The organism is Tabrizicola sp. T74 (assembly GCF_057219935.1).
In genome coordinates this window covers 272577-295026 of sequence record NZ_JBXVVT010000002.1, presented here as the reverse complement: position 1 = coordinate 295026, position 22450 = coordinate 272577, and the positions used below count along the sequence as shown (strand labels likewise).

The 22450-nt window shown below is 66.1% G+C and carries 24 protein-coding genes and 1 pseudogene; 8 read left to right on the top strand and 17 right to left on the bottom strand.

Features of this window, described 5'->3' with window-relative positions:
- Positions 1-71 precede the first annotated feature (71 nt).
- From AC2EAL_RS08155 to sucC, 9 genes and pseudogenes are all read right to left on the bottom strand, one after another.
- Entirely contained in the window at positions 72-521 is a 450-nt protein-coding gene (locus tag AC2EAL_RS08155) for a hypothetical protein (RefSeq protein WP_484723696.1), read from the bottom strand.
- A 155-nt stretch (positions 522-676) separates the two neighbouring features.
- Positions 677-1054, bottom strand: a complete 378-nt coding sequence (locus AC2EAL_RS08150; RefSeq protein WP_484723695.1) for a hypothetical protein — start codon at positions 1052-1054, stop codon at positions 677-679.
- Positions 1055-1130: 76 nt separating this feature from the next.
- Positions 1131-2348, bottom strand: a pseudogene (gene odhB, locus AC2EAL_RS08145) (2-oxoglutarate dehydrogenase complex dihydrolipoyllysine-residue succinyltransferase); the annotation flags it as partial.
- Between the two features lie 13 nt (positions 2349-2361).
- Positions 2362-5334 carry a 2-oxoglutarate dehydrogenase E1 component gene (locus AC2EAL_RS08140; protein WP_484723694.1) on the bottom strand — a complete coding sequence of 991 codons (2973 nt, stop codon included), beginning with the start codon at positions 5332-5334 and terminating at the stop codon, positions 2362-2364.
- Between the two features lie 4 nt (positions 5335-5338).
- Positions 5339-6481 (bottom strand): glycosyltransferase, encoded by a 1143-nt coding sequence (locus AC2EAL_RS08135; RefSeq protein WP_484723693.1) that lies wholly within the window; start codon positions 6479-6481, stop codon positions 5339-5341.
- A 134-nt stretch (positions 6482-6615) separates the two neighbouring features.
- Positions 6616-7020, bottom strand: a complete 405-nt coding sequence (locus AC2EAL_RS08130; RefSeq protein WP_484723692.1) for a hypothetical protein — start codon at positions 7018-7020, stop codon at positions 6616-6618.
- Between the two features lie 2 nt (positions 7021-7022).
- Complete coding sequence (sucD, locus tag AC2EAL_RS08125; protein WP_484723691.1) at positions 7023-7907, bottom strand: succinate--CoA ligase subunit alpha; 885 nt, start codon at positions 7905-7907, stop codon at positions 7023-7025.
- Positions 7908-7923: 16 nt separating this feature from the next.
- A complete protein-coding gene (locus tag AC2EAL_RS08120; protein ID WP_484723690.1) occupies positions 7924-8400 on the bottom strand; it encodes a hypothetical protein in 477 nt (158 codons plus the stop codon).
- The gene (gene sucC, locus AC2EAL_RS08115; RefSeq protein ID WP_484723689.1) at positions 8397-9590 is read right to left on the bottom strand and encodes an ADP-forming succinate--CoA ligase subunit beta; all 1194 of its coding nucleotides are present in this window, start codon (positions 9588-9590) and stop codon (positions 8397-8399) included. The genes AC2EAL_RS08120 and sucC overlap by 4 nt, the downstream gene beginning before the upstream one ends.
- A 267-nt stretch (positions 9591-9857) precedes the next feature.
- On the opposite strand from sucC, the gene AC2EAL_RS08110 reads away from it, so the two are divergent.
- The gene (locus tag AC2EAL_RS08110) at positions 9858-11186 is read left to right on the top strand and encodes an aminotransferase family protein (protein WP_484723688.1); all 1329 of its coding nucleotides are present in this window, start codon (positions 9858-9860) and stop codon (positions 11184-11186) included.
- A gap of 74 nt (positions 11187-11260) precedes the next feature.
- Here AC2EAL_RS08110 and AC2EAL_RS08105 read toward each other — a convergent pair whose 3' ends face one another.
- The 4 genes from AC2EAL_RS08105 to AC2EAL_RS08090 form a co-directional block, all read right to left on the bottom strand.
- Positions 11261-12442 (bottom strand): hypothetical protein, encoded by a 1182-nt coding sequence (locus tag AC2EAL_RS08105; protein ID WP_484723687.1) that lies wholly within the window; start codon positions 12440-12442, stop codon positions 11261-11263.
- Positions 12443-12505: 63 nt separating this feature from the next.
- Positions 12506-13042 (bottom strand): class I SAM-dependent methyltransferase, encoded by a 537-nt coding sequence (locus AC2EAL_RS08100; RefSeq protein ID WP_484723686.1) that lies wholly within the window; start codon positions 13040-13042, stop codon positions 12506-12508.
- A gap of 110 nt (positions 13043-13152) precedes the next feature.
- Positions 13153-13320, bottom strand: a complete 168-nt coding sequence (locus AC2EAL_RS08095) for a hypothetical protein (protein WP_484723685.1) — start codon at positions 13318-13320, stop codon at positions 13153-13155.
- Between the two features lie 229 nt (positions 13321-13549).
- Complete coding sequence (locus AC2EAL_RS08090; protein ID WP_484723684.1) at positions 13550-14131, bottom strand: TetR/AcrR family transcriptional regulator; 582 nt, start codon at positions 14129-14131, stop codon at positions 13550-13552.
- 91 nt (positions 14132-14222) lie between these two features.
- On the opposite strand from AC2EAL_RS08090, the gene AC2EAL_RS08085 reads away from it, so the two are divergent.
- Positions 14223-14609 carry a DUF4345 domain-containing protein gene (locus AC2EAL_RS08085; protein WP_484723683.1) on the top strand — a complete coding sequence of 129 codons (387 nt, stop codon included), beginning with the start codon at positions 14223-14225 and terminating at the stop codon, positions 14607-14609.
- Positions 14610-14662: 53 nt separating this feature from the next.
- Here the strand turns inward: AC2EAL_RS08085 and AC2EAL_RS08080 are convergent, their stop codons facing one another.
- A complete protein-coding gene (locus AC2EAL_RS08080; protein ID WP_484723682.1) occupies positions 14663-15871 on the bottom strand; it encodes a hypothetical protein in 1209 nt (402 codons plus the stop codon).
- Between the two features lie 95 nt (positions 15872-15966).
- Positions 15967-16929, bottom strand: a complete 963-nt coding sequence (gene mdh / locus AC2EAL_RS08075; protein ID WP_484723681.1) for a malate dehydrogenase — start codon at positions 16927-16929, stop codon at positions 15967-15969.
- A gap of 157 nt (positions 16930-17086) precedes the next feature.
- Between mdh and AC2EAL_RS08070 the strand changes: the two genes are divergently transcribed.
- Together AC2EAL_RS08070 and AC2EAL_RS08065 are read left to right on the top strand one after the other, a co-directional pair.
- Positions 17087-17833: a sulfite exporter TauE/SafE family protein gene (locus AC2EAL_RS08070; protein ID WP_484723680.1), complete on the top strand. Its 747-nt coding sequence runs from the start codon at positions 17087-17089 to the stop codon at positions 17831-17833.
- A gap of 48 nt (positions 17834-17881) precedes the next feature.
- Positions 17882-18241: an Ada metal-binding domain-containing protein gene (locus AC2EAL_RS08065; RefSeq protein WP_484723679.1), complete on the top strand. Its 360-nt coding sequence runs from the start codon at positions 17882-17884 to the stop codon at positions 18239-18241.
- Here the strand turns inward: AC2EAL_RS08065 and AC2EAL_RS08060 are convergent.
- Entirely contained in the window at positions 18193-18504 is a 312-nt protein-coding gene (locus AC2EAL_RS08060) for a hypothetical protein (protein WP_484723678.1), read from the bottom strand. The two genes, AC2EAL_RS08065 and AC2EAL_RS08060, sit on opposite strands and share 49 nt — an antisense overlap.
- Before the next feature lie 81 nt (positions 18505-18585).
- Positions 18586-19296, bottom strand: coding sequence for a DUF3592 domain-containing protein (locus AC2EAL_RS08055; RefSeq protein ID WP_484723677.1), 711 nt, complete (start codon positions 19294-19296; stop codon positions 18586-18588).
- A 154-nt stretch (positions 19297-19450) separates the two neighbouring features.
- Here AC2EAL_RS08055 and AC2EAL_RS08050 point away from each other — a divergent pair, with 154 nt between their 5' ends.
- The 4 genes from AC2EAL_RS08050 (at position 19451) to AC2EAL_RS08035 (ending at position 22276) form a co-directional block, all read left to right on the top strand.
- The gene (locus AC2EAL_RS08050; protein WP_484723955.1) at positions 19451-20317 is read left to right on the top strand and encodes an HpcH/HpaI aldolase/citrate lyase family protein; all 867 of its coding nucleotides are present in this window, start codon (positions 19451-19453) and stop codon (positions 20315-20317) included.
- A 39-nt stretch (positions 20318-20356) separates the two neighbouring features.
- Positions 20357-20902, top strand: a complete 546-nt coding sequence (locus tag AC2EAL_RS08045; protein ID WP_484723676.1) for an NnrU family protein — start codon at positions 20357-20359, stop codon at positions 20900-20902.
- A 151-nt stretch (positions 20903-21053) separates the two neighbouring features.
- Positions 21054-21257 carry a DUF1737 domain-containing protein gene (locus AC2EAL_RS08040; RefSeq protein WP_484723675.1) on the top strand — a complete coding sequence of 68 codons (204 nt, stop codon included), beginning with the start codon at positions 21054-21056 and terminating at the stop codon, positions 21255-21257.
- Positions 21254-22276, top strand: a complete 1023-nt coding sequence (locus AC2EAL_RS08035) for a MaoC family dehydratase (protein WP_484723674.1) — start codon at positions 21254-21256, stop codon at positions 22274-22276. Before AC2EAL_RS08040 ends, AC2EAL_RS08035 begins: the two co-directional genes overlap by 4 nt.
- The last annotated feature ends 174 nt before the right edge of the window (positions 22277-22450 follow it).

Genomic DNA, 22450 nt, shown 5'->3' with positions numbered 1-22450 from the left:
TATTCGGGATACCGGAAGGAAGGCCGGGGCCGGTGTCAAGAGCAGTAGCGTGGGGTGCGGCGCGTTGGGGGTCATTCGAAGGCCCCCGGCAGCCTGAGGTCCAGCAGGGTGAGGTTCAGCTGAAAGTACGTCGCCTGCCAGTCGGGATGGCTGGCGCAGAGGCCCTGGACCTCGGCCCAGGGGGTGTCGGGGCCGGGCATGAGATTCTCGGGCCGGGCGGCGGCGGTGAAGGCGGCGATGGCTTCGGGCGGGACGTTGTTGGTCTTGAGGATGGCGGCGGCGGCGGTGACGTCGCGCTGCCAGGCCTCGGTGATCCGGGCGTGGAGGGCGGGGTCGAGGGCGGAGCAGGTGAGGTAGACGCGGTGTTCGGTGATGGCTTGCGACAGGAGGATATCGGCGGCGGGGGAGCCGGTGGGGATGATCTGGGCTGACAAGGGGGTGGAGAGGAGGAGGAGGAGGGGTGCGAGCCACGGTGCGCCATGAATGCGCACCCTACGCAGGCGGCTCGGGTGGCCCCCCACCCCCATCCCTTCCCCACGGAGGGGGAGGGGAGGCGCTTTGGGTGCGGCGGTGGGGGTGGGGTGGGGCATGTGGGGTTTGGGGGGGCGGGTTGCGTTGGCGTAGGGTGCGCTACAGCGCACCGTCGGATGGTGCGCTGTAGCGCACCCTACGGACTTCACGACCGTTTGGCGCTTACGGGTGGTGTTTTCAATACGATGCTGCCAAGAGTCGCGAAAAGGCCCACTGCCGAACCTGCTGCGGCTATCCAAATGATCGCCCTCTCAAAACTGCCCTGTTCCAAGAACAACAGAACGAAGTGGGCAACATATGCAGCGCATATCAACATGGCCAAGATGCTTCCAAGTGTATTGGCGCGCCGGACACCAACACGACCAATAAGCAGCAGGATCAAAGCTAGTGATCCAACGGCGACGTCGGACCAATTGTACAAGACCCTTTCATCGCCATTGAAGTACAAGAACAGAAACCCTCCGACGCCTAGCATGAGGAAAAGCGCAAGAAGTTCGATCCCAAGCAGTGCAAGCTTCCGCATTCAACGTCCCTCACTTTTGGTCAGACGAGGAGCGCCGAGCGAATGGCGCGTCCTTGAATGACGTCGGGTTTCACCATCACAAATCCATCAGCAGCCGACGCGGGTCCTCCAGCGCCTCTTTCACCCGCACAAGGAACGTCACCGCCCCTTTCCCGTCCACGATCCGGTGGTCGTAGCTGAGGGCGAGGTACATCATCGGGCGGATGACGATCTGGCCGTTCACCACCACGGGGCGGTCCTGGATCTTGTGCATGCCGAGGATGCCGGACTGCGGGGGGTTGAGGATGGGGGAGGACATCAGGCTGCCGTAGACGCCGCCGTTCGAGATGGTGAAGGAGCCGCCCTGCATTTCGGCCATCGACAGCTTGCCGTCGCGGGCGCGGAGGCCCAGTTCGGCGATTTTCTTCTCGATGGCGGCGAAGCCCATCTGGTCGGCGTCGCGGACCACGGGGACGACGAGGCCCGAGGGGGTGCCGACGGCGACGCCCATGTGGACGTAGTTCTTGTAGACGATGTCGCCGCCGTCGATCTCGGCGTTGACCTCGGGGACTTCCTTCAGGGCGTGGACGCAGGCTTTCACGAAGAAGGACATGAAACCGAGCTTGACGCCGTGCTTCTTCTCGAACGCGTCCTTGTATTCGTTGCGCAAGGACATGATGCCGGACATGTCGACCTCGTTGTAGGTCGTCAGCATAGCGGCGGTGTTTTGCGCGTCCTTGAGCCGCCGGGCGATGGTGGCGCGGAGGCGGGTCATCTTGACGCGTTCCTCGCGCGCGGCGTCTTCGGCCGGGATCGGAGCGCGGGGCAGGGCGGCCGGGGCTGGCGCGGGGGCGGCAGCAGCGGCGGCGGCACCGGGGGCGCCCGCGACAGTGCGGGCCACGTCTTCCTTCATGATGCGGCCATCGCGGCCGGTGCCCTGGACCTGGTCGGGGGTGAGGTTTGCCTCAGCCATCGCTTTCTTGGCGGCTGGCGCATCCTCGACCGCCTTGGCGGGGGCCGGGGTGGCTGCCGGGGCCGCTGGGGCTTCGGCCTTCGCGGCGGGTGCAGCGGCGGCGGCACCTTCGGTCACGATGGCGAGGCGGGCGTTGGCGGCGACCGTGGTGCCCTCAGGCGCGAGTATTTCGGCCAACACGCCCGAGACCGGCGAGGGGACCTCGACCGAGACCTTGTCGGTCTCAAGCTCGCAGAGCATTTCGTCCTGCTTCACCGCGTCGCCGGGTTTCTTGAACCAGGTCGATACGGTCGCCTCGGACACGGATTCGCCAAGGGCGGGTACCATCACGTCAGTCATTTTTCTTCTCCGGTCTTCAGGCGGACAGGCCTAGGGCCTGGGCGACGAGGGTTTGCTGTTCATGCTTGTGGCGGGAGGCGAGGCCCGTGGCGGGCGACGCGCTGGCCTTGCGGCCGGTGTAGGACATCCGGGTGGTCTTGCCGCGGATCTTGGTCAGGATCGCCTCCATGTCCGGCTCGACGAACATCCAGGCGCCCTGGTTCTTCGGCTCCTCCTGGCACCAGATGAATTCGGCCTTCGGGAATCGGCTGAGCTCCTGGGTGAGCGAAATGGTGGGCAGGGGGTAAAGCTGTTCCACGCGGAGGAGGTAGACGTCGTCGAGGCCCTGCGCGTCACGTTCGGCGAGGAGGTCGTAGTAGACCTTGCCGGAACAGAGGACGACGCGCTTGATCTTGTCGTCGGCCTTGAGCTTGAGCGTGGAGTTGCCCTTCTGCGCGTCGTCCCAGAGGACGCGGTGGAAGGTGGAGCCGTCGGTGAAGTCTTCCGCGCGGCTGATCGCCATCGGGTGGCGCAACAGCGACTTCGGCGTCATCAGGATCAGCGGTTTCCGGTAGGTCCGGTGCAGCTGGCGGCGGAGGATGTGGAAGTAGTTGGCGGGCGTCGTGCAGTTGGCGACGATCCAGTTGTCTTCCGCGCTGAGTTGCAGGAAGCGTTCGAGGCGGGCGGAGGAGTGTTCCGGGCCTTGCCCTTCGAAGCCGTGGGGGAGAAGGACGACGAGGCCGGACATCCTGAGCCACTTCGACTCGCCCGAGTTGATGAACTGGTCGAACATGATCTGCGCGCCGTTGGCGAAGTCGCCGAACTGGGCTTCCCAGAGGGTCAGCGCGTTGGGCTCGGCCAGCGAGTAGCCGTATTCGAAGCCGAGGACGGCATACTCCGAGAGCATCGAGTCGATGACCTCATACCGCGCCTGGCCGGGGCGGATGTGGTTCAGGGGGTAGTGGCGTTCCTCGGTCGTCTGGTCGATCCAGCCGGAGTGGCGCTGCGAGAAGGTGCCGCGGGTGCAGTCCTGACCGGCGAGGCGGACGTTGAAGCCTTCGACCTGCAGCGAGCCAAAGGCCAGCGCCTCCGCCGTGGCCCAGTCGAAGCCTTGACCTTTTGCAAACATTTCCCGCTTGGCGTCCAGCTGGCGGGCCACCGTTTTGTGAATATCGAACCCTTCCGGCACGCGGGTCAGGGCCGCCCCGACCTCGGCCAGGGTCTCGGCCTTGATCCAGGTTTCGCCGCGCTGGTAGTTGTTCAGATCCTTGGTCTGCAGGTTCTTCCAGCGGCCATCGAGCCAGTCGGCCTTGTTGGGGAGGAAGGCCTTGCCGGCCTCGAACTCCTCATTCAGGCGGGCCTGGAAGGCGGCCTTCATCTGCTCGATCTCGCCTTCGGGGATCAGGCCGTCGGCGACGAGGCGGTCGGTATAGAGCTGCAGCGTGGTCTTCTGCTTGCGGATGCGGTTGTACATCGCCGGGTTGGTGAACATCGGCTCGTCGCCTTCGTTGTGACCGAAGCGGCGGTAGCAGAAGATGTCGATGACCACGTCCTTGTGGAACTTCTGGCGGAATTCGGTGGCGACTTTGGCGGCGTGAACGACGGCCTCGGGGTCGTCGCCGTTGACGTGGAAGATCGGCGCCTCGACCATCAGCGCGATGTCGGTCGGGTAGGGCGAGGTACGGCTGAAGGCCGGGGCGGTGGTGAAGCCGATCTGGTTGTTGACGATGATGTGGATGCAGCCGCCGGTGCGGTGGCCCTTGATGCCGGAAAGCTGCAGGCACTCCGCCACGACGCCCTGGCCGGCAAAGGCCGCGTCACCGTGGAGGAGGATCGGCAGCACCGCGATGCGTTCCGCCGCGTCGTTCATCTGGTCCTGCTTGGCGCGGACCTTGCCGAGAACCACCGGGTTCACGGCTTCGAGGTGCGAGGGGTTGGCGGTCAGCGAGAGGTGGACCTTGTTGCCGTCGAACTCACGGTCCGACGAGGCGCCGAGGTGGTACTTCACGTCGCCCGAGCCATCCACGTCCTCGGGCTTGTAGGAGCCGCCCTGGAATTCGTGGAAGATCGCCCGGTAGGGCTTTTGCATCACGTTGGCGAGGATGTTCAACCGGCCGCGGTGCGGCATGCCGATGATGACCTCTTTCACCCCCAGCGCGCCGCCGCGCTTGATGATCTGCTCCATCGCGGGGATCAGGGCTTCGCCGCCGTCAAGGCCGAAGCGCTTGGTGCCCATGTACTTGACGTGAAGGAATTTTTCGTAGCCCTCGGCCTCGACCAGCTTGTTCAGGATGGCCTTGCGGCCTTCGCGCGTGAAGGCGATTTCCTTGCCGTAGCCTTCGATCCGCTCCTTGAGCCAGGAGGCCTGTTCCGGGTCGGAGATGTGCATGTACTGCAGCGCGAAGGTCCCGCAATAGGTGCGCTTCAGGATGTCGATGATCTGGCGCATCGAGGCGTGGGTCAGGCCCAGCACGTTGTCGATGAAGATCGGGCGGTCAAGATCGGCCTCGGTGAAGCCATAGGAGGCGGGGTCAAGCTCGGGGTGCGAGCCTTTCTCGGCCATGCCCAGCGGATCAAGGTCGGCGGCAAGGTGGCCGCGGATCCGGTAGGCGCGGATGATCATCAGCGCGCGGATGGAATCGAGGACGGCGCGCTGGATCTGTTCGTTCGAAAGCGCGACGCCGGCCTCGGCCGCCTTGGCGGCGATCTTGTCGCCGGCGGCCTTGGCCTCGCGCGTCGGCGGCGGGGCGGCCCATTCGCCGGTCAGCGCGGCGGTCAGGTCGTCGGCGGGCTGCGGCGGCCAGTCGGTGCGGGCCCAGGAGGGGCCGGAAGCAGCGCGCTTGGCGTCAAGCTCACTGTCGCCGAGGGCGCGGAAGAATTCGGCCCACTGCGGATCGACCGAGTTCGGGTCGGCGGCATGGCGGGCGGCCAACTGGTCGACGTAATCCGCATTGGCGCCGTCCAGGAAGCTTGAGGCGGCGAAGGCGGCGGTGGGGGACTGATCGGTCATTGCCTTATCCCTTGTTGTCTTGAGAGGAGGAGGAAGCGGTCGGCGAGGGTGCCGGGTTTGGCGGAAGTGTCGACCAGCCGAGGACGCGCATCTGCTGGCTGCAGTACCAGTCGTGAAACCCGACCAGGTCCTGCCGGAAGATGGCGACGGTTGGTAAAAATGCGGCTAACGCGCCCTGGAACTGCGGGAAGGTGAAGCGGCGCGACAGGCCGTCCTTCAGGAACTCGGCCAGCAGGCGGCGGACGTAGCGGCGGTAGTAGGCGAAGATGTCGGCCCGCCGGGTGCGGCTGTGCTTTGCGACAAAGGCCGCAAGGTTCATCAGGCCCAGCGTGATCGCCTGGCGGCGCCGGATCCGGGCCACGGCGGCCTCGAAATGATGGATATGGGCGGTTTCGACCAGGACGTTCATCCCGTGGCGGGTAAAGCGATAGCTCGCGTCCAGGTCCTCGGCCGGAGAATAGGACAGGAGGCTGTCGTCAAAGCGTTCCTTGCGGGCGACCGTGGCGCGGACGGCCATGGCGAAGCCGGACAAAATCGGCACCTGCAGAAGATGCAGCGGCCCGATCCGCACCATGTCGGGGGGCGCCATCCGCTTGGGCCGGTCATAGGGGATGAAGTGGCTGCGCGCGCTCATCATGAAGAGGTTGTCCCAGATCCAGGCGACGACCGGCAGGTCGCGGAGCCTGGTCCGTTGCACCGCGCGAAGACCGGTGACCTTGCGCTGGTCATCAGCAACCTCGGCCTGCCCGGGATAGTCGGGGCGGTTGAGCGCCATGGCGGCGGCAATCTGGCCGGAGGGGTCGGCGGCGAAGGTCTTGGCGATCTCTTCGGCGCAGGTCGGGAACATCAGGGTGTCGTCGTCGAAGAGAAACAGGATCTCGCCCCGCGCCCGTTCGATGGCCATGTTGCGCTGCCGGGTCAGCGAGCGGACCGGGCTGTGCAGGTAGATCAGGTCAGGCTGCGGGCCCTCGTAGGTGGTGATGATGTCCTTGATCCGGTCGCGGTGCTGGTCTGCTTCGTCGCTGGCATCGATGATGATGATTTCCAGCGGCGGCCAGGTCTGCGTCACCGAAAGCCGCACCGCCTGCTCCAGGATGTCGATCCGGTTCAGGGTAGGAATGCAGTGCGACCAGGTGGGGAGGGTCATGGGATCGGCCCTCGGTTCGGACCGCACGAACCGCAAGCTTGACGCAGCAGGCTGCCGATCCCGACAGCGCGGGATTGGCCTAGGCTTTCAAGACGCGTCGCAAGGGTCAAGCGGGGGTGCCTTTCGATCCTGTCTCAGTTCTGGAAGACGCTGATGGTGACGGCGCAGTCGGCGTTGACGAGGGTGCCGGTCGCCTTCTTTACCGGGCCAACCTTTTCGCCAAGTCGGTTGATGTGGTAGAGCGCGACCAGACGCCGCGTTCCGTCGGTCTGGAGAGGCCCCAGTTCAACGTCGCGCAGGGTGAGGACAACGCGGTCGTCGAGGTTGTTGCCCATGCGATCCTCAAGCGCGCTGCGCAGCGCGCTGCCGTGGTCGTAGAACCGATCCTTGCAATGCGCGCCGGCCGCGATCTCGGCTTCGGTGAAGTCATCCCGCCGGTTCTGCACCATCTGGTTCATCAGGTGTCGGTACGCGTAAAACATGGTGACTACCGCAGCCCCTGCGAGAAACATCATGATCAGGCGAGACGCCGCGCCCATTCCTACCCCTTGATCGCCTTCAGCACGGCTTCGCCCAGGCCCGCGGGGCTGTCGGCCACCACGATCCCGGCGCGCTTCATCGCCTCGATCTTGGACCCCGCGTCGCCCTTGCCGCCGGCCACGATGGCCCCGGCATGGCCCATGCGGCGGCCGGGAGGGGCGGTGCGACCGGCGATGAAACCGGCGGTGGGCTTCCAGCGGCCCTTCTTCTTTTCCGACGCCAGGAATTCTGCGGCTTCCTCTTCGGCGGCCCCGCCGATTTCGCCGATCATGATGATCGACTGGGTCGCAGGATCGGCGAGGAACATTTCCAGGACGTCAATGTGTTCCGTCCCCTTGATCGGGTCGCCGCCGATGCCGACGGCGGTGGTCTGGCCGAGGCCGACGTCGGTGGTCTGCTTCACGGCCTCATAAGTGAGGGTGCCCGAGCGGGAGACGACGCCCACCGAGCCCTTGGAGAAGATCGAGCCCGGCATGATGCCGATCTTGCACTCGCCGGGGGTCAGGACGCCGGGGCAGTTCGGGCCGATCAGGCGGGACTTCGAATTGATGAGCGCGCGCTTCACCTTCATCATGTCAAGGACCGGGATGCCTTCGGTGATGCAGACGATCAGCGGGACCTCGGCGTCGATGGCCTCCAGGATCGAGTCGGCGGCGAAGGGCGGGGGGACGTAGATCGCGGTCGCATCGGCGCCGGTCTTGGCGACGGCCTCATGGACCGAGTCAAAGACGGGGAGGCCGAGATGCTCGGTCCCGCCCTTGCCGGGGGTCACGCCGCCGACCATCTTGGTCCCGTAGGCGATGGCCTGTTCGGAGTGGAAGGTGCCCTGAGAGCCGGTGAAGCCCTGGCAGATGACCTTGGTGTGCTTGTTGACGAGTACGGCCATCGGGGCCTCCTTGTGTTCAGTTCGGAAGCGAGAACCGCAGCGCGGCCCCCGTGTCGGATGTGCATTGCGGGTCGTTGCCGGGGCCGTTAAGCGTGGCGATGACGCCATCATCCAGCGTATAGGTCGTGCAGCCGTCGGCGTCGGTGCCGACCTGCGGTGGCGCGCTCAAATAGTTCAGGAAGTTGGCGGCCATCGCTTCGGTGCCGGTTTCGCTGTCCTCGACCATGCAGAAACCCGGAACGGTCCACATCATTATGGTGAGGCTTCCGGAAGCATAGTTCCAAGAGCCTTCGTCTTCGGACCTGACAAACCCGGCTTCCGTGAGCGCCTGATCGGCAGCATCGGGATCGGTGGCTCCGATTTGGCAGGCAACAATTGCGGCGGCTTGCTCAATCTTCTTGAACATCGCCAAAGTCTCGGGGCTGACCGAATCCTCGGCAATCGCGGGGGTCGCGGCCACAATCATGGCACCAAGCGACAGTGGGCGGATCATCCCCGCACCGCCTTCACGATCTTCTCTGCCCCGTCCTTCAGGTCATCGGCTGCAATCACGTTCAGGCCGGATTTGCGGATGATGTCCTTGCCGAGTTCCACGTTGGTGCCTTCGAGGCGCACGACCAGCGGGACCTTGAGGCCGACTTCCTTCACCGCGGCGATCACGCCTTCGGCGATGATGTCGCAGCGCATGATGCCGCCGAAGATGTTGACGAGGATGCCTTTGACGTTCGGGTCACTGGTGATGATCTTGAAGGCCTCGGTCACCTTTTCCTTGGTGGCGCCGCCGCCGACGTCGAGGAAATTGGCGGGCTCGGCCCCGTAGAGCTTGATGATGTCCATCGTGGCCATCGCCAACCCCGCGCCGTTGACCATGCAGCCGATCTCGCCATCCAGGGCGATGTAGTTCAGGTCGAACTTCGACGCGGCGAGTTCCTTGGGGTCTTCCTCGGTCTCGTCACGCAGGGCGGCGATGTCGGGGTGGCGGTAGATGGCGTTGCCGTCGAAGCCCATCTTGGCGTCGAGGAGGCGGAGCGAGCCGTCCTTGAGGACGCAGAAGGGGTTGATCTCCAGCATGTCCATGTCCTTGTCGAGGAAGAGCTGGTAGAGCTTTTTCACGATCTGGACGCAGGATTTGACCTGCTGGCCGGAAAGGCCGAGGGCAAAGGCCACGCGGCGGCCGTGGAAATCCTGCAGGCCGGTGGCAGGATCGATGGTAAAGGTGTGGATCTTTTCCGGCGTGTCGTGGGCCACGTCCTCGATGCTCATCCCGCCTTCGGTGGAGGCGACGATGGAGATGCGGGAGGTGCCGCGGTCGATCAGGAAGGCCAGGTAGAATTCGCGGTCGATGTCGCTGCCGTCTTCGATGTAGATGCGGTTGACCTGCTTGCCAGCGGGGCCGGTCTGGACGGTGACGAGAGTGCGGCCCAGCATCTGGCGGGCGAATTCGGCGGCCTCACCGACCGAGCGGGCCAGGCGGACACCGCCCTTTTCCCCGGCTTCGGGTTCCTTGAACTTGCCCTTGCCGCGGCCCCCGGCGTGGATCTGGGATTTGACCACCCAGAGCGGGCCGTCAAGCTCCCCGGCGGCGGTCTTGGCGTCTTCGGCCTTCAGGACGACACGGCCGTCGCTGACCGGGATGCCGTAGCTGCGCAGAAGCTCTTTCGCCTGGTATTCGTGGATGTTCATGGGGCGCCCCTTCACGGCCGGGATTTGTCAGGGGCGTTTTGGCATGGGTTGGACGCCGGGCCAAACGGCAAATGCTTGGAATCCGCTGGAAATGCCCGGAAAATGACGCTTGTGATCACAGGGCGGAAATGTGTGATCACATGATGGAAAAGTGTGATCACATGGTGGCGGTAACGCCAGATCGGCCTGCGAATCACCCCGAACGTGGTCAGATTGACAAGGTTCGGGGGGATTGCGAAGGCTAGGGCCGGACAGAAGGAGACTGCCATGCCGCGCCCGAGTGCGAATGATATCACGCAAGATGTGCTGCCGAAGATCAGCCACGGGCGCGGGGTCTATCTGTGGGACATGACGGGGAAACAGTACATCGACGGCTCGGGCGGGCCGGCGGTGTTTTCGGTGGGCCATGGCGATCCGCGTGTGAACGAGGCGGTGGCGCGGCAGATGGAGAAGGTGGCCTATGGCTACCGGTATCTGTTCAGCTCGGACCCGCTGGAGGAGTTGAGCGAGATGCTGCGCGAGGCCACGGGTCTGGCGGACATGGTCTATACGACCTCGGGGTCGGAGGCGGTGGAAAGTGCGGTGAAGATTGCCCTGCAGTACCATTATGACCGGGGCGAGCCGGGGCGGGTGAAGTTCATCGCGCGGCAGCGGTCCTGGCACGGGAATACGCTGATGGCAACGGCGCTGTCGGGCTTCGAGGAGCGACAGCGGGCGTTCGCGGGGGCTTTGCCGGTGGTCGGTCGGGTAAGCGCGGCGAATGCCTATCGGCTGCCTGAGGGCGTGACGCGGGAGGGGCTGGTGGCCCATCTGGCGGCGGAGCTGGAGGCGGAGATTGTGCGCCTTGGGCCGGAAACGGTGGCCGGGTTCATTTGGGAGCCGGTGGTGGGCGCGGCTGGGGGCGCGTTGCCCGCGCCGAAGGGCTATGGGCGCGCGGTGGCCGAGGTCTGTCGGCGGCACGGGGTGCTGGTGATCTGCGACGAGGTGATGTGCGGCTCGGGCCGGACTGGGGTCTGGCGGGCCTCCGAGGAGGACGGGATCACGGCGGACATCATCACGGTGGCGAAGTCGCTGTCGGGGGGGTATTTGCCTCTGGGCGCGGCGGTCTACACTCAGGAAATCGCCGACGTGATGGCGGCGGGGCATGGCGGGCCGCTGACGGGGCATACCTATACCGGGCACACGGCCTGTCTGGCGGCCGGCGTGGCGGTGCAGAAGATCGTGGCGGAGGAGGAGCTTCTGGCCCGCATCCGGGACAAGGGGCCGCGCTGGCATGCGGAGTTGCGGACGCGGATGGCGCATTTGCCTCAAGTGGGCGATGTGCGCGGGCGGGGGTACTTCATCGGGGTGGAGCTGGTTGCGGACCCAGAGACGAAGGCTCCGTTCGATGCTGCGCTGGGGGTGAACGGGCGCATCCGGGCGGAAGGGCTGCGGCGGGGGCTGATCTGCTATCCGTCGGGCGGGCATGTCGACGGGGCGGCGGGGGATACAGTGATCCTCGCGCCGCCGTTCAATGCGACGGACGGGGAGCTGGACGAGATCGCCGACAAGCTGGTGGCGACGGTGGAGACAGTGATCGCTAGCATCTCGCGTTAGGCTTCTTGCTGCCGGGGGCACGATTATTCTGCGAAAAATCGGAGTCCAGTTTTCGCAGAAAACTGGTGCGACGCTCAGTTCAGGAACACCGCAAACAGCATTGCGTCGCCCTGGACGATATCCTCGAAGTCGCGCCAGGCCTGACCGGACATTTGCGGGCCTTTCTCGGCGTAGGGGAGGAGGCCCTCGCCCTGGATCCAGGTGACGAGGTCGACGGCGGGCGGGTTCTCGAAGGCCTTCTTGAGGTTGATGCCCGCCTCGGCCCCGAAGCGCCAGTGGGGGATGAGAAGCTCGCCCTTCAGCGCCTTTTCGGCGTCGGCGAGGACGGCCTGCCAGCGGTCTCCGGTGCCGGGGGGCATCATCAGGCCGAGGCCGGAGACCTGGTTGTCGTTCGGGACCCATTCGCCGGTGTTGTCCGTCTCCAAGGCGACGAGGGACCAGAAGCGGCGGTTTTCCTCGATCATCGAGAGAAAGTGGGTGTAGGCGTCCTGGGCCAGTGCCTTGTCGGGGGTCTTGGAGAGGGCGATGAGGACCATTGCGGCGCGGTCGACCTGGCGGCCGAACATCATGTCCATCGCGTTGTTGGGCGGTGTGGTGCCCCAGAGGGCGTAGATTTCCTTGGAGCTGTCGATGACGCGCTGGATCGCGTGTTCCGGGTCGTAGGCCAGCGCGGTGGAGGCGAAGCCGGAGAGGAAATGGGTGTAGGCGGAGAGCCAGGCGGCGTCGGCGGTGTCGAAGGTGATGACTGGGTCTACCACGGCGACGCCCATGCCGCGGCCGCCGCCGAGGGCCATGCCGGTGACTTCGGCAAGGCTTTCACTAGCCTCGCGGGTGCCGTTCGCGTTGATGTCGAACCAGAGATCGGCGACGCGGATGGGGAGGGCGAAGGGCTTGTCGCCGAGTTGGGTGAGGGCCGCGCGCGAGGCCTCCATGTCGGCGTCGAGGTTGCGGATCAGCGCGGTGAAGTCGGCGGCCTGGAAGGGGATGGCGTTGGGGTTCTCCGGGATGGGCAGGCGGAGGATCGGAAGCTCGGACCAGTCGGCCTTGACCCCGGTCTTCCAGCGGAGTTGCAGGGCCTGCTCGACCCCGCCGAGGAAGCGGAGGCCTGCGAGGGCGAAGAGGTCCTCGTTGGTGGGCGAGGGCATCGCGGCGAGGCGGGTTTCGGTGGCGGCGAGGCTGGTGCGGGCGATTTCCTGGGAGATCGTCTCGGCCGTTGCGGGGGTGGCGAGGAGAAGGGCGAGGGCGAGGCTGCGCATGTTGGTCTCCATTTCGGGGGAGTGTGGGGGTGCGCGGGGCGCGGCGCAAGGTGGGGAAATGCCTCAGGTGGCGGACCAGAGGACCTGACCCCGGGGGAGGAGCGTGGGGAGGCGGGTGGGTGTGAAGCCGGCTTCTCGGATGGTATCGCGGACCGTGGCTTCGGGCACGTGGTAGGGCGGGCGGTCGGGGTGGGTGACGACTCCGTCGGGTTGGCGGGTGGGGCCGGGGGCGTCGGAGAGGAAGACGGTGAAGAGGATCGCGCGGAGGTTCGGGAAGCGGCGGAGGTTCTGGAGGGCCGTGGCCAAGTCGGCGTGGGGGAGGTGGGTGAAGACACCGAAGGCGATGGCGAGGGTAATGCTGTCGGGGATGCCGGGGAAGGCGAAATGGGCGTCTTCGACGAGGTGATCTTCGGGCAGGCGCGTCGGGTCGGGGAGTTCGGTGAGCCGTCCGTGCCGCATCAGGGCGAGGGAGGCGTCGGTGCCCCAATAGTGGCCGGGGTCGAGGTAGGGGACGGCCTTGTGGCCGAGCCGGAGGGAGCCGCAGCCGATGTCGAGGAGGTCGTCTTGCGGGGTCATCCCCTGGCCAAGGAGGGCGGCCATCTGGACGCGCCCTGTCTCGTCCCAGCGGCCGCCGACGATGTCGCGGTGGCGGCCCTTGACGATGGCGTCGTCATAGAAGCCGGGGGCGAGGTAGGGGGAGGGGAGCCTCGTCAGGCTTTCGGCTCCTTCTTGGCGGCGGCGGCCTTCATCCGGGCGAGGAGCTGCTCCGGCGTCTCACGCGGGGGCTTCACTGCCTTGGGCGCGCCCTTCTGGGAATGGTCGGGGCCGCGAAGGGTGCTGCGGGCGCCCTTGGGGTTGCCGGATTTCGAGTAGTCCATGGGGGTCCCTCCGGGGCTTTGGGTCTGGAATGGGGATGCCGGATTTGGCGCGGCGGGGCAAGGGGGTGTGGGAGTGTCCACGGTGGACAAACGCTCGGAGGTGAGCGATTTCAACGGGTTGGGATTTTCTGTTAGGGTGGTGTTAACCTTTCGGAACCTGGGCAGAGCGGCTGATGTTCGGGAGTCGGGCTGAAGCCCGACCTACGGTTACGGTGCGCTGTAGCGCACCCTACGACAGCAGGATGCGGGTCGCGATGGCCTCGATGTGGGTGGCGTAGTCGGCCTGGCTCCAGCCGCGGTCAAGGCAGAGCGCCTCCCAGTTGCGGATCGACAGAAGCGTCCAGAGGAGGTCCGTGGCCTGGTCGGGGGTGAGGGGCGCGGCCAGGCGGCCCTCGGCGGCGAGCATCGTCACCGCGGCGCGGCAACCCTGGCGCACGTCCACCATCCGCTCGGACCAGGCGGCGGCGGCCTCGGGGTCGTGGATCGCCTGGTTCATGAGCGCCCGAGCGAGGCCGTGGATTTCCGGGATATAGGCGGCCCAGGCGCGGACCCAGAGGCGGAGACGCTCTTCCCCCGTAGGCGCGGCGCGGACCGGGGCGAGGCGGCCGTCACGGTCCTTCAGGCGGTCCAGATGCAGGGTTGTGGCGACCAGAAGCTCGGTCCGGGTGCGGAAATGAAGGTAGAGCGCCTGGCGGCTGATCCCGGCGGCGCGGGCGACATCGCCCATGCGGACGAGCCCGCCTTCGCTTGTAAGGAGCGCAAGCGAGGCGTCGAGGATGCGGTCACGGGTCGAGGAAGAGTCTGTTGACACGGTGTCAAGTGATCCGTAGGAAAGGGCTGCTTGACATTGTGTCAAGTCGGGGCGCCGAGCGCAACCCGTCATCGCAGGAAAGGACGCAGATATGGATCAGATTGGCCGAGTGACGCTGATGGCGGCGGGGATAGTCAGCCTGGCAATCGGGGTGTCGATCACCTTTGCCACCGGCTGGTTCTATGCAAGCACCGGGGTGAGCCTGCCGCAGGACCCGAGCCTGTTGAGCGAGCTGCGGGCCGAGGGGGCGGTGCTGCAGGTGGTGGGGGCCTTCCTGCTTCTGGCGGTCTGGCGGGCGGGCTGGCGGCGCGAGGCGCTGTGGGTGGCGGCGCTGTACTTCGGGGCCTATGGCACGGCGCGGGTCTATTCGGTGGTGGCCTCGGGCTGGCCGGTGAGCGGGATCATTGCGGCGATGGTGGCGGAACTGGCGGTGGCGCTGGTGGCGGGGACGCTGCTCTTGCGGGGTCAGAGGGTCTGAGGGGCAGGTGGCTGGACCTGCCCCCAGGGTTCAGCAGGTGACGTGACCGGCGGTCAGTTCAGGAACACCATCATCAGCCCGGCATTGCCGCCCATCAGCGCCTCGAACTGGCGGAAGCTGGTGCTGTCGATGACGGGGCCCTTCTCGAGGTAGGGCACGGCGGACCAGCCCTGGATCCAGCCGGTGATCGAGATGGGTGCAGGTTCGTCGAACATGCGGCCGAGGTTCAGGCCCTGACCAGCCTCACCGCGCCAGTAGGGGATCAGGAGGCGGCCCTGCAACAGCGCCTCGCCATCGGCAAGGACGCCAAGCCAGGTGTCGCCGGTGCCGGGGGGCAGCACGATTCCGAGTGCCGAGGTCTGGCTGTCGTTCGGGATCCATTCGCGATCATTGTCGGTCTCGGCCTTGACGGCGGCCCAGAAGCGGCGGTTTTCCGCGATCATCGCCAGGAAATGGTCTTTCGCGGCCTTGGCGCGGGCGGCATCGGGTTCCTGGTTCACTGCGCCCTCGAGCATGGCGAAGGCATCGGCGAAGGTTTCGAAGTCGAAGTAGGACGGGTATTCGGGCGGGGGTGTCAGGCCGAAGGCGGCGCGGGTGGCAAGCACGCGGTCGATGCTGGCGGCGGGGTCATAGGCGAGGATCGTGTTGGAGACGCCCGACATCACATGGGTGTAGGCCGCAAGCCAGGCGGCATCGGCGGCGTCGAAACGGACGGTCAGGGGCGGGGCGGCGGGGTCGCGGTCCTGCCATTGCCAGCCCAGAAGCTGGGGTCCGAGGATCGTCATCGCGTCCTCTTCCGGCTCGCGGCTGCCGTTCAGGTTCACGTCGAACCAGAGGTCGGAGAAGGTGAGTTCGAGGCCGAAGTCTTCACCTTCCGGCAGGGTGGCAAGGGCGGTGCGGGCAGCCGACATGTCCGCGTCGATGTCGGTGAAAAGCTGGGTGATGACCGCGCCGGTGAAGGGTTCGGGCGCGGGGTTCGGCGGCACGGGCAGGCGCAGGAACGGCAGACCCAGGGAGTCTCCAGCGTTGCCGGTGACCTGATCCGCCCCGGTGCGCCACTGCGTCTGCAGCGCGCGTTCGACGGCGGACAGGAAGTGAAGGCCGCCGGTGGCGAAGAGGTCCTCGAGCGCGGGTTCGGGTTGGGCCTTGAGGCGGGCGAGGGTCGGAGCGATGCCGTTTGCGCCGATTTCTTGCGACAGGGTCTGGGCGGCGACGGGCGAAGCGAGGGTGAGGGCGAGAAGGGAGACGGCGAGACGGCGCATGGGATGCTCCTGAGGACAGCGTGAACAACGTTCAGAAGCATAATGCGCGCCCGGAGGCGCGCATTCAACAGGTCTGCAGGTGAGGGTTTCCTGACCTAGGCAAGCGACGGGTCGATGCCCTTGCAGGCGGCGACGAGGCCCTTCACGGCGTCGATCGACTTGTCGAGCATGGCTTTCTCGGCGGCGTCAAGTTTCACCTCGACCACGCGTTCGACCCCGCCCGCGCCGATGATGACCGGGACGCCGACGTAGATGCCGTCGAGCCCGTAAGCGCCCTTGACGTGGGCGGCGCAGGGCAGGAGGCGTTTCTGGTCCTTGAGGTAGGCTTCGGCCATTTCCACCGCGCTCGCAGCGGGGGCGTAGAAGGCCGAGCCGGTCTTCAGGAGGCCCACGATCTCGGCCCCGCCATCGCGGGTGCGCTGGACGATGGCGTCGAGTTTCTCTTGCGTGGTCCAGCCCATCGCCACGAGGTCCGGAAGCGGGATGCCGCCGACGGTCGAGTAGCGGACGGAAGGCACCATCGTGTCGCCGTGGCCGCCAAGGACGAAGGCGGTGACGTCCTTCATCGAGACGTTGAACTCAAGCGACAGGAAGTGGCGGAAGCGGGCCGAGTCCAGCACACCGGCCATGCCGATGACCTTGTTGTGCGGCAGGCCCGAAAACTCGCGCAGCGCCCAGACCATCGCGTCCAGCGGGTTGGTGATGCAGATGACGAAGGCGTTCGGGCAGTTGGCCTTGATGCCTTCGCCCACGGACTTCATGACCTTGAGGTTGATGCCAAGGAGGTCGTCGCGGCTCATCCCCGGTTTGCGGGGGACACCGGCGGTGACGATGCAGACATCGGCGCCCTTCAGGTCCTCGTAGGAGTTGGTGCCGCGGAGCGAGGCGTCGAAGCCTTCCACAGGGCCGGACTGGGCGAGGTCCAAGGCCTTGCCCTGCGGGGTGCCCTCGGCGATGTCGAACAGGACGACGTCGCCCAGTTCCTTGAGCGCGAGAAGATGCGCAAGCGTGCCGCCGATCTGACCGGCGCCGATGAGGGCGATCTTGGGTCTGGCCATGGGAGCCTCCTGGTTCGGGTGAATCGCGGTTTGGGTAGCGGCTTATGGCGCGTCTGTCCAGCCTTGCCAGGGCTTTGGTATACCATTGTATGCGAAAAATTTGACCTTTCGGGCGGGCCGAATAGGGGTTAGCGGTAACGCGACACGGAGGGGCAGGATGGATCTCTGGTTCTGGGTGGCGGCAGTTGCTGCGGCGACGCTGGTGGGGATGGGCAAGGGCGGCGTGCCGATCGTGGGCATGCTGGGGGTGCCGATCCTGGCGCTGGTGATGAACCCGGTGGTGGCGGCGGGGATGCTGTTGCCGGTCTATGTCGTGTCGGATGTCTTCGGGCTGTATGCTTACCGGCATGCCTTCGACCGGCGGGTGCTGGCGATCCTGGTACCGGGGGCGGTGGTCGGGATCGGGGTCGGCTGGGCGACAGCGACGGTTGTGTCCGAGGATGCGGTGACGCTGTTGGTGGGGGTGATCGGTCTGGCCTTCGCGCTGAACCTGATCCTGCGGAAGCCCGTGGTGGCCGAGCCGAAGGTGCCTCAGGTCGCGCCGGGCCTGTTCTGGGGGGCGGTCACGGGGTTCACGAGCTTTGTAAGCCACGCGGGCGCGCCGCCCTATCAGGTCTACACGATGCCGCTGGGTCTTACGAAAGCGGTGTTTGCCGGGACCTCGACCATTGCCTTTGCGATCATCAATGCGGTGAAGCTGGTGCCCTACTATGCGCTGGGGCAGCTGAATACGGGCAACCTGAAGTTGGCGGCGGTGTTGTCGCTGCCTGCGGCAGTGGCGGTCTTCGCCGGGGTGCGGCTGGTGAAGCGGATGCCGGAACGGCTATTCTTTCAGCTGGTGACCTGGGCCTTGCTGCTGATTTCCTTGAAGCTGATCTGGGACGGGGCACGGGGGCTGATCTGACCCGGATCCTGCGGGTTCGGCGACCGGCTGGGTGATCTTTGCGCGCGGATGTGCCAGGGTTCTGGCCAGGTGCCCCCCTCCCTAGCCCTCCCCCCGGTGGGGAGAGGGGACGCGGGGTGGACAGCGGTGCACCAGGTTTGCGGAGGTCGGTCGATGCTGAGGGATGCGGATGCGCTCTATGAAAGCCTCGCAGCGCGGGACGGGCGATATCCCGGGGTTTTCGTCTGTGTGAAGACCACAAGGATCTTCTGCCGGATGACCTGCCCGGCGCGGACGCCGTTGCGACGGAACGTGGAGTTCCGCGGTTCAGTGGCGGAGTGTCAGGCGGCGGGCTTCCGGGCCTGCAAGCGCTGCCACCCTCAGGCCGGGTCACCCTTGGCGGGCAGTTCCTCGGTCACCGCCTCGTAGTTCGAGCCCGAGGCCATCAGGCACATCAGACCGTCGGGCATGGTCATGGTGATCGACCAGGTGCCGGTTTCGTCGGAGGCATAAAGCTCCATCACCGCGGACTGGCCGGCGATGCCGACCGAGCGGCGGGTTTCACCGTAGCGGTCGGCGAGGAGGGTGGTCACCGCCTCGCGGCTGTCGCATTGCGGGGCGCTGTGGGCGACCTGGGTGGCGGAAAGAAGGACGGCAAATCCGAAGGAGAGGGCGAACATCTGCTGGGACATGAGCGGGCCTTTCTGGCGGTCGGGTACGCAGAAGAGGGTGCCGAAGAAGGGCTGACAGATGGTTAACGGGGCGGGCGTGGATCAGCTGCAGATTTCGGATTGCAGGCGGCCCGGTCTGCGGCCTTCGGGGTCGGTGACAACGGTCACGGTGGTTCCGACGTTGGGCAGGGCGGCCGAGAACATGCGCGCCGAGGTGCCTGTCATGCCGTCGGCCGCCCTCCATTCGGCGCGCCAAAGCGGAGCGCCGTTGACCTTTACCGTGGTCCGGGTATGGCCGGTGATCGTGGCGCTGCTGCGTTGGCCATGGCGGGCCAGCCATTGGGCCTCGGTCGCCTTGCGCCAGGCAAGGCCCCCGAGGACAACAGCCGCGCCCGAGGCGATAGCTGCCATGACCTTGCCCGTAAGGCTGTCGCTTTCGGTCTCGCCGAAAACGATCTCGGACTGGGCGGGGTCGCGGGTCCAGTAGTGGACGGGGATATGGTCGCCTTCGGAAAGGGCCTTGAACCGATCGCGCGGAAGTGCGGCGGTTGCAGTATAGGTGCCGCTGTCCACCTGAAAGCGGTAGGTCACCTGGTAGCTGTGGCTATGGCTGCGGCGGGTGGAGCGGCGATGCGTTTCGGTCAGGGCCACGACGACAGCATCGGCTGTGGCGCCCTCATCACGCAAATGCGCGGCCTTTTCGCCAGCGCTGACGGCGAGGGCGACCCCCATGCCGGTCAGGGCGAGAGCGATGAGCGCGCCCCAGCCGAAAAGGCCGAAGAAAAGCCGGATGAAGGGTTTTGGTCGGGGCATCGCAATCTCCAAGGCGCGTGGAGATAGGGAGCCCTGGGCGGAATGTAAGAGGTGTGGAACGATTTTGCTGCAACGCGGCGAAAATGGGCTTGCCGTTTGTGTCCGATCCGTGCTTTCAAGCGCAAGAATATTGCGCGGAGGTGAGTCGATGAAAATGAACAGGCCCCGTCCCTACCGGTCAGTCCTGTACATCCCGGCCTCGCGCGAGCGGGCGCTGGAGAAGGCGCGGGAGCTTCCGGCGGATGCGATCATCTTCGATCTGGAGGATGCGGTTGCCCCCGAGGAGAAGGTCCGGGCGCGGGAGCTGCTGGCCCAGGTCCTGGCCGAGACGGGCTATGGGCCGCGGGCGCGGATCGTGCGGGTGAATGGCCTGGGGACCGACTGGGTCGCGGGCGACCTGGCGGCCTTCGCCGACCATCCGGGGGTGGATGCGGTGCTGGTGCCGAAGGTGAACTCGGGCGCAGACCTGGACCAGGTGGCGGCCGAGGTGCGCGCGCCGCTGTGGGCGATGCTGGAGACGGCAAAGGGCTGCCTGAACGCAGGCGAGATCGCGGCGCATCCCCGGCTGGAGGGGATGGTGATGGGGACGAATGACCTGATGAAGGAGCTAGGCGCGCGGCACCGCGCGGACCGGTTGCCGCTGATGGCGGGGCTTGGCACCTGCGTGCTGGCGGCGCGGGCGGAGGGGAAGGTGATCGTCGATGGCGTGTTCAACGCCTTCAAGGACGAGGCGGGTCTGCGGGCGGAATGCGAGCAGGGCCGCGACATGGGCTTTGATGGCAAGACGCTGATCCATCCGGCGCAGCTGGAGGTGGCGAACGAGGTTTTTGCGCCAAGCGAGGAGGATGTGGCGCTGGCCCGCCGCCAGATCGCCGCCTACACCGAGGCGCGGATGCGCGGGCAGGGGGTGGCGGTCGTCGATGGAAAGATCGTCGAGAACCTGCATGTCGCGACGGCAAAGGCGCTGATCGGGAAGGCCGAGGCGATTGCAGCCCAGTCGATTGCAGTGAGGGCGGTTTAGGGGCAGGGTTGCGCCCGGTGAACCGGCAGGAGGCCTTCGATGACGTTGATTGTTCTGGGACTGGCGCTGTGGTGGGCGGCGCATCTGTGGAAGCGGCTGGCTCCGGGATCACGGGCATCGATGGGGAATGCCGGCAAGGGGCTGGTTACCGTCGGCGTGCTGGCGGGTGCCGTGCTGATGGTGATGGGCTATCGCGGGGTCGAGCAGATCGACCTATGGTATCCGCCGGCCTTCCTGACCCATGTGAACAACCTGCTGATGCTGTTCGCGGTCTACCTGTACGCGGCGTCCGGCATGAAGACGCGGATCACGGGCGTGATCCGGCATCCGCAGCTGACGGCGGTGAAGACCTGGGCGGTGGCGCATCTTCTGGTGAACGGCGATCTGGCCAGCGTCATCCTGTTCGGCGGGCTGCTGGCCTGGGCGGTGGTGGAGGTGATCCTGATCAACCGCGCCGAGCCGCGCCCTGCGGCCCCTGCGCCTGCGCCTGTGGGCAAGGAGATCGGCGCCGCGGTGGGGGCCGTCGTCGTGCTGGTGGTGATGATGCTGGTGCACAACTGGCTGGGGGTGCCGCCCTGGGGCTGAGGTCGCTTGGGGGGTTTCACACCCCCCCGCGTCCAGTGGTGCTTGAACCAATGGCGCATCACTGGACGCACCCCGTGGGATATTTGGAGAAGAGAAAGACAATTTTAGTCGAATTGTCTGGAGTTTGGCGAAGGCTGGGACTTGAGGGAAGATGAAGCTGTACCGGTTCTTGAGCGCGGATGACACCTCGGCCTTCTGTCACAAGGTGACGGCCGCGCTGAACAAGGGGTGGGAGTTGCATGGCTCGCCTACGTACGCTTTCGACGCGGCCAATGGCGTGATGCGCTGCGGGCAGGCGGTGGTGAAGGAGGCCCCGGGGGAATACCACCCGGATGTGAAGCTGGGCGAGCAATGAAGACGAATCCGGGGCGGTTCTTCGAGGATTACACCTTGGGCGAGGTGATCCGGCATGCGGTGCCCCGGACCGTGGGTCATGGCGAGCGGGCGCTCTACCATGCGCTCTATCCGGCGCGGGGGGCCTTGTATTCCTCGGATGAATTTGCGCGGTCGGTGGGTCTGAAGGCCAGTCCGCTGGATGATCTGGTGGCGTTTCATACGGTTTTCGGGAAGACAGTGCCGGACATTTCGCTGAACGCGGTGGCGAACTTGGGGTATGCCGAGGGGCGCTGGCTTTTGCCCGTGTGGCCGGGGGACACGCTGCGGTCTGAGAGCGAGGTGATCGGGCTGAAGGAGACCTCCAGTGGTGCGACGGGGGTTGTCTGGGTTCGGACCCGCGGGATCAACCAGCGTGGGAATGTGGTGCTGGAATATGTCCGTTGGGTGATGGTGCGGAAGCGGCGGCGGGAGGTTGTGGTGCCGGTTGCAGTGCCGGAGCTGGCCACGGTGGTGGACCCGGGGGCGCTGGTGGTGCCGCAGGGGCTGGACTTTTCGGGCTATGACTTCGGGCTGGCGGGGGAGCCGCATCGCTGGGGTGACTATGCGGTGGGCGAGGTGATCGACCATGTCGACGCGGTGACGGTCGAGGAGGCCGAGCACATGCTGGCGACGCGGCTGTGGCAGAACACGGCCAAGGTGCATTTCGATGTCACGCAACGCGAGGACGGCAAGCGGCTGATCTATGGCGGGCATGTGATCTCGCTGGCGCGGGCGCTGTCGTTCAACGGATTGGCGAACGCTCAGATGATCGTGGCGCTGAACGCGGGTGCCCATGTGAATCCCTGTTTCGCGGGCGACACGGTGCGCGCCTGGTCCGAGGTGCTGGACCGGGCAGAGACCTCGGTTCCGTCCGTGGGGGCTTTGCGGCTGCGGCTGGTGGCGACGCGGGGCAAGGCCGGAGAGTTGCGGGGCGCCGACGGCAAGTATCTGCCCGAAGTGCTGCTGGACCTGGACTATTGGGCACTGGTGCCACGCTGAGTCGCTTGTGGTGCCAGCCTGTGATCACGCGCCGAAAAATCGTGATCACAAACTGAAGAAATCCGCGCCTGATAGCGACAACATGTTGCAGTTGCGGCATTCCCCGCGTGACACGCGCGAAATCCGCGCTATGCAGGAAAGCGAACGACAGCCTGGCGCAGGTCCGAAGCTCCC

Coding starts and splice junctions, on each gene's coding strand:
- sucC (WP_484723689.1), bottom strand. CDS start 9,590: ATGAACATCCACGAATACCAGGCGAAAGAGCTTCTGCGCAGCTACGGC.
- sucD (WP_484723691.1), bottom strand. CDS start 7,907: ATGGCCGTACTCGTCAACAAGCACACCAAGGTCATCTGCCAGGGCTTC.
- AC2EAL_RS08100 (WP_484723686.1), bottom strand. CDS start 13,042: ATGGCCGCCCTCCTTGGCCAGGGGATGACCCCGCAAGACGACCTCCTC.
- AC2EAL_RS08120 (WP_484723690.1), bottom strand. CDS start 8,400: ATGATCCGCCCACTGTCGCTTGGTGCCATGATTGTGGCCGCGACCCCC.
- AC2EAL_RS08095 (WP_484723685.1), bottom strand. CDS start 13,320: ATGGACTACTCGAAATCCGGCAACCCCAAGGGCGCCCGCAGCACCCTT.
- AC2EAL_RS08050 (WP_484723955.1), top strand. CDS start 19,451: ATGAACAGGCCCCGTCCCTACCGGTCAGTCCTGTACATCCCGGCCTCG.
- AC2EAL_RS08110 (WP_484723688.1), top strand. CDS start 9,858: ATGCCGCGCCCGAGTGCGAATGATATCACGCAAGATGTGCTGCCGAAG.
- AC2EAL_RS08130 (WP_484723692.1), bottom strand. CDS start 7,020: ATGGGCGCGGCGTCTCGCCTGATCATGATGTTTCTCGCAGGGGCTGCG.
- AC2EAL_RS08055 (WP_484723677.1), bottom strand. CDS start 19,296: ATGCCCCGACCAAAACCCTTCATCCGGCTTTTCTTCGGCCTTTTCGGC.
- AC2EAL_RS08040 (WP_484723675.1), top strand. CDS start 21,054: ATGAAGCTGTACCGGTTCTTGAGCGCGGATGACACCTCGGCCTTCTGT.
- AC2EAL_RS08150 (WP_484723695.1), bottom strand. CDS start 1,054: ATGCGGAAGCTTGCACTGCTTGGGATCGAACTTCTTGCGCTTTTCCTC.
- AC2EAL_RS08070 (WP_484723680.1), top strand. CDS start 17,087: ATGGATCTCTGGTTCTGGGTGGCGGCAGTTGCTGCGGCGACGCTGGTG.
- AC2EAL_RS08065 (WP_484723679.1), top strand. CDS start 17,882: ATGTGCCAGGGTTCTGGCCAGGTGCCCCCCTCCCTAGCCCTCCCCCCG.
- AC2EAL_RS08105 (WP_484723687.1), bottom strand. CDS start 12,442: ATGCGCAGCCTCGCCCTCGCCCTTCTCCTCGCCACCCCCGCAACGGCC.
- AC2EAL_RS08045 (WP_484723676.1), top strand. CDS start 20,357: ATGACGTTGATTGTTCTGGGACTGGCGCTGTGGTGGGCGGCGCATCTG.
- AC2EAL_RS08080 (WP_484723682.1), bottom strand. CDS start 15,871: ATGCGCCGTCTCGCCGTCTCCCTTCTCGCCCTCACCCTCGCTTCGCCC.
- AC2EAL_RS08085 (WP_484723683.1), top strand. CDS start 14,223: ATGGATCAGATTGGCCGAGTGACGCTGATGGCGGCGGGGATAGTCAGC.
- AC2EAL_RS08035 (WP_484723674.1), top strand. CDS start 21,254: ATGAAGACGAATCCGGGGCGGTTCTTCGAGGATTACACCTTGGGCGAG.
- AC2EAL_RS08060 (WP_484723678.1), bottom strand. CDS start 18,504: ATGTCCCAGCAGATGTTCGCCCTCTCCTTCGGATTTGCCGTCCTTCTT.
- mdh (WP_484723681.1), bottom strand. CDS start 16,929: ATGGCCAGACCCAAGATCGCCCTCATCGGCGCCGGTCAGATCGGCGGC.
- AC2EAL_RS08135 (WP_484723693.1), bottom strand. CDS start 6,481: ATGACCCTCCCCACCTGGTCGCACTGCATTCCTACCCTGAACCGGATC.
- AC2EAL_RS08140 (WP_484723694.1), bottom strand. CDS start 5,334: ATGACCGATCAGTCCCCCACCGCCGCCTTCGCCGCCTCAAGCTTCCTG.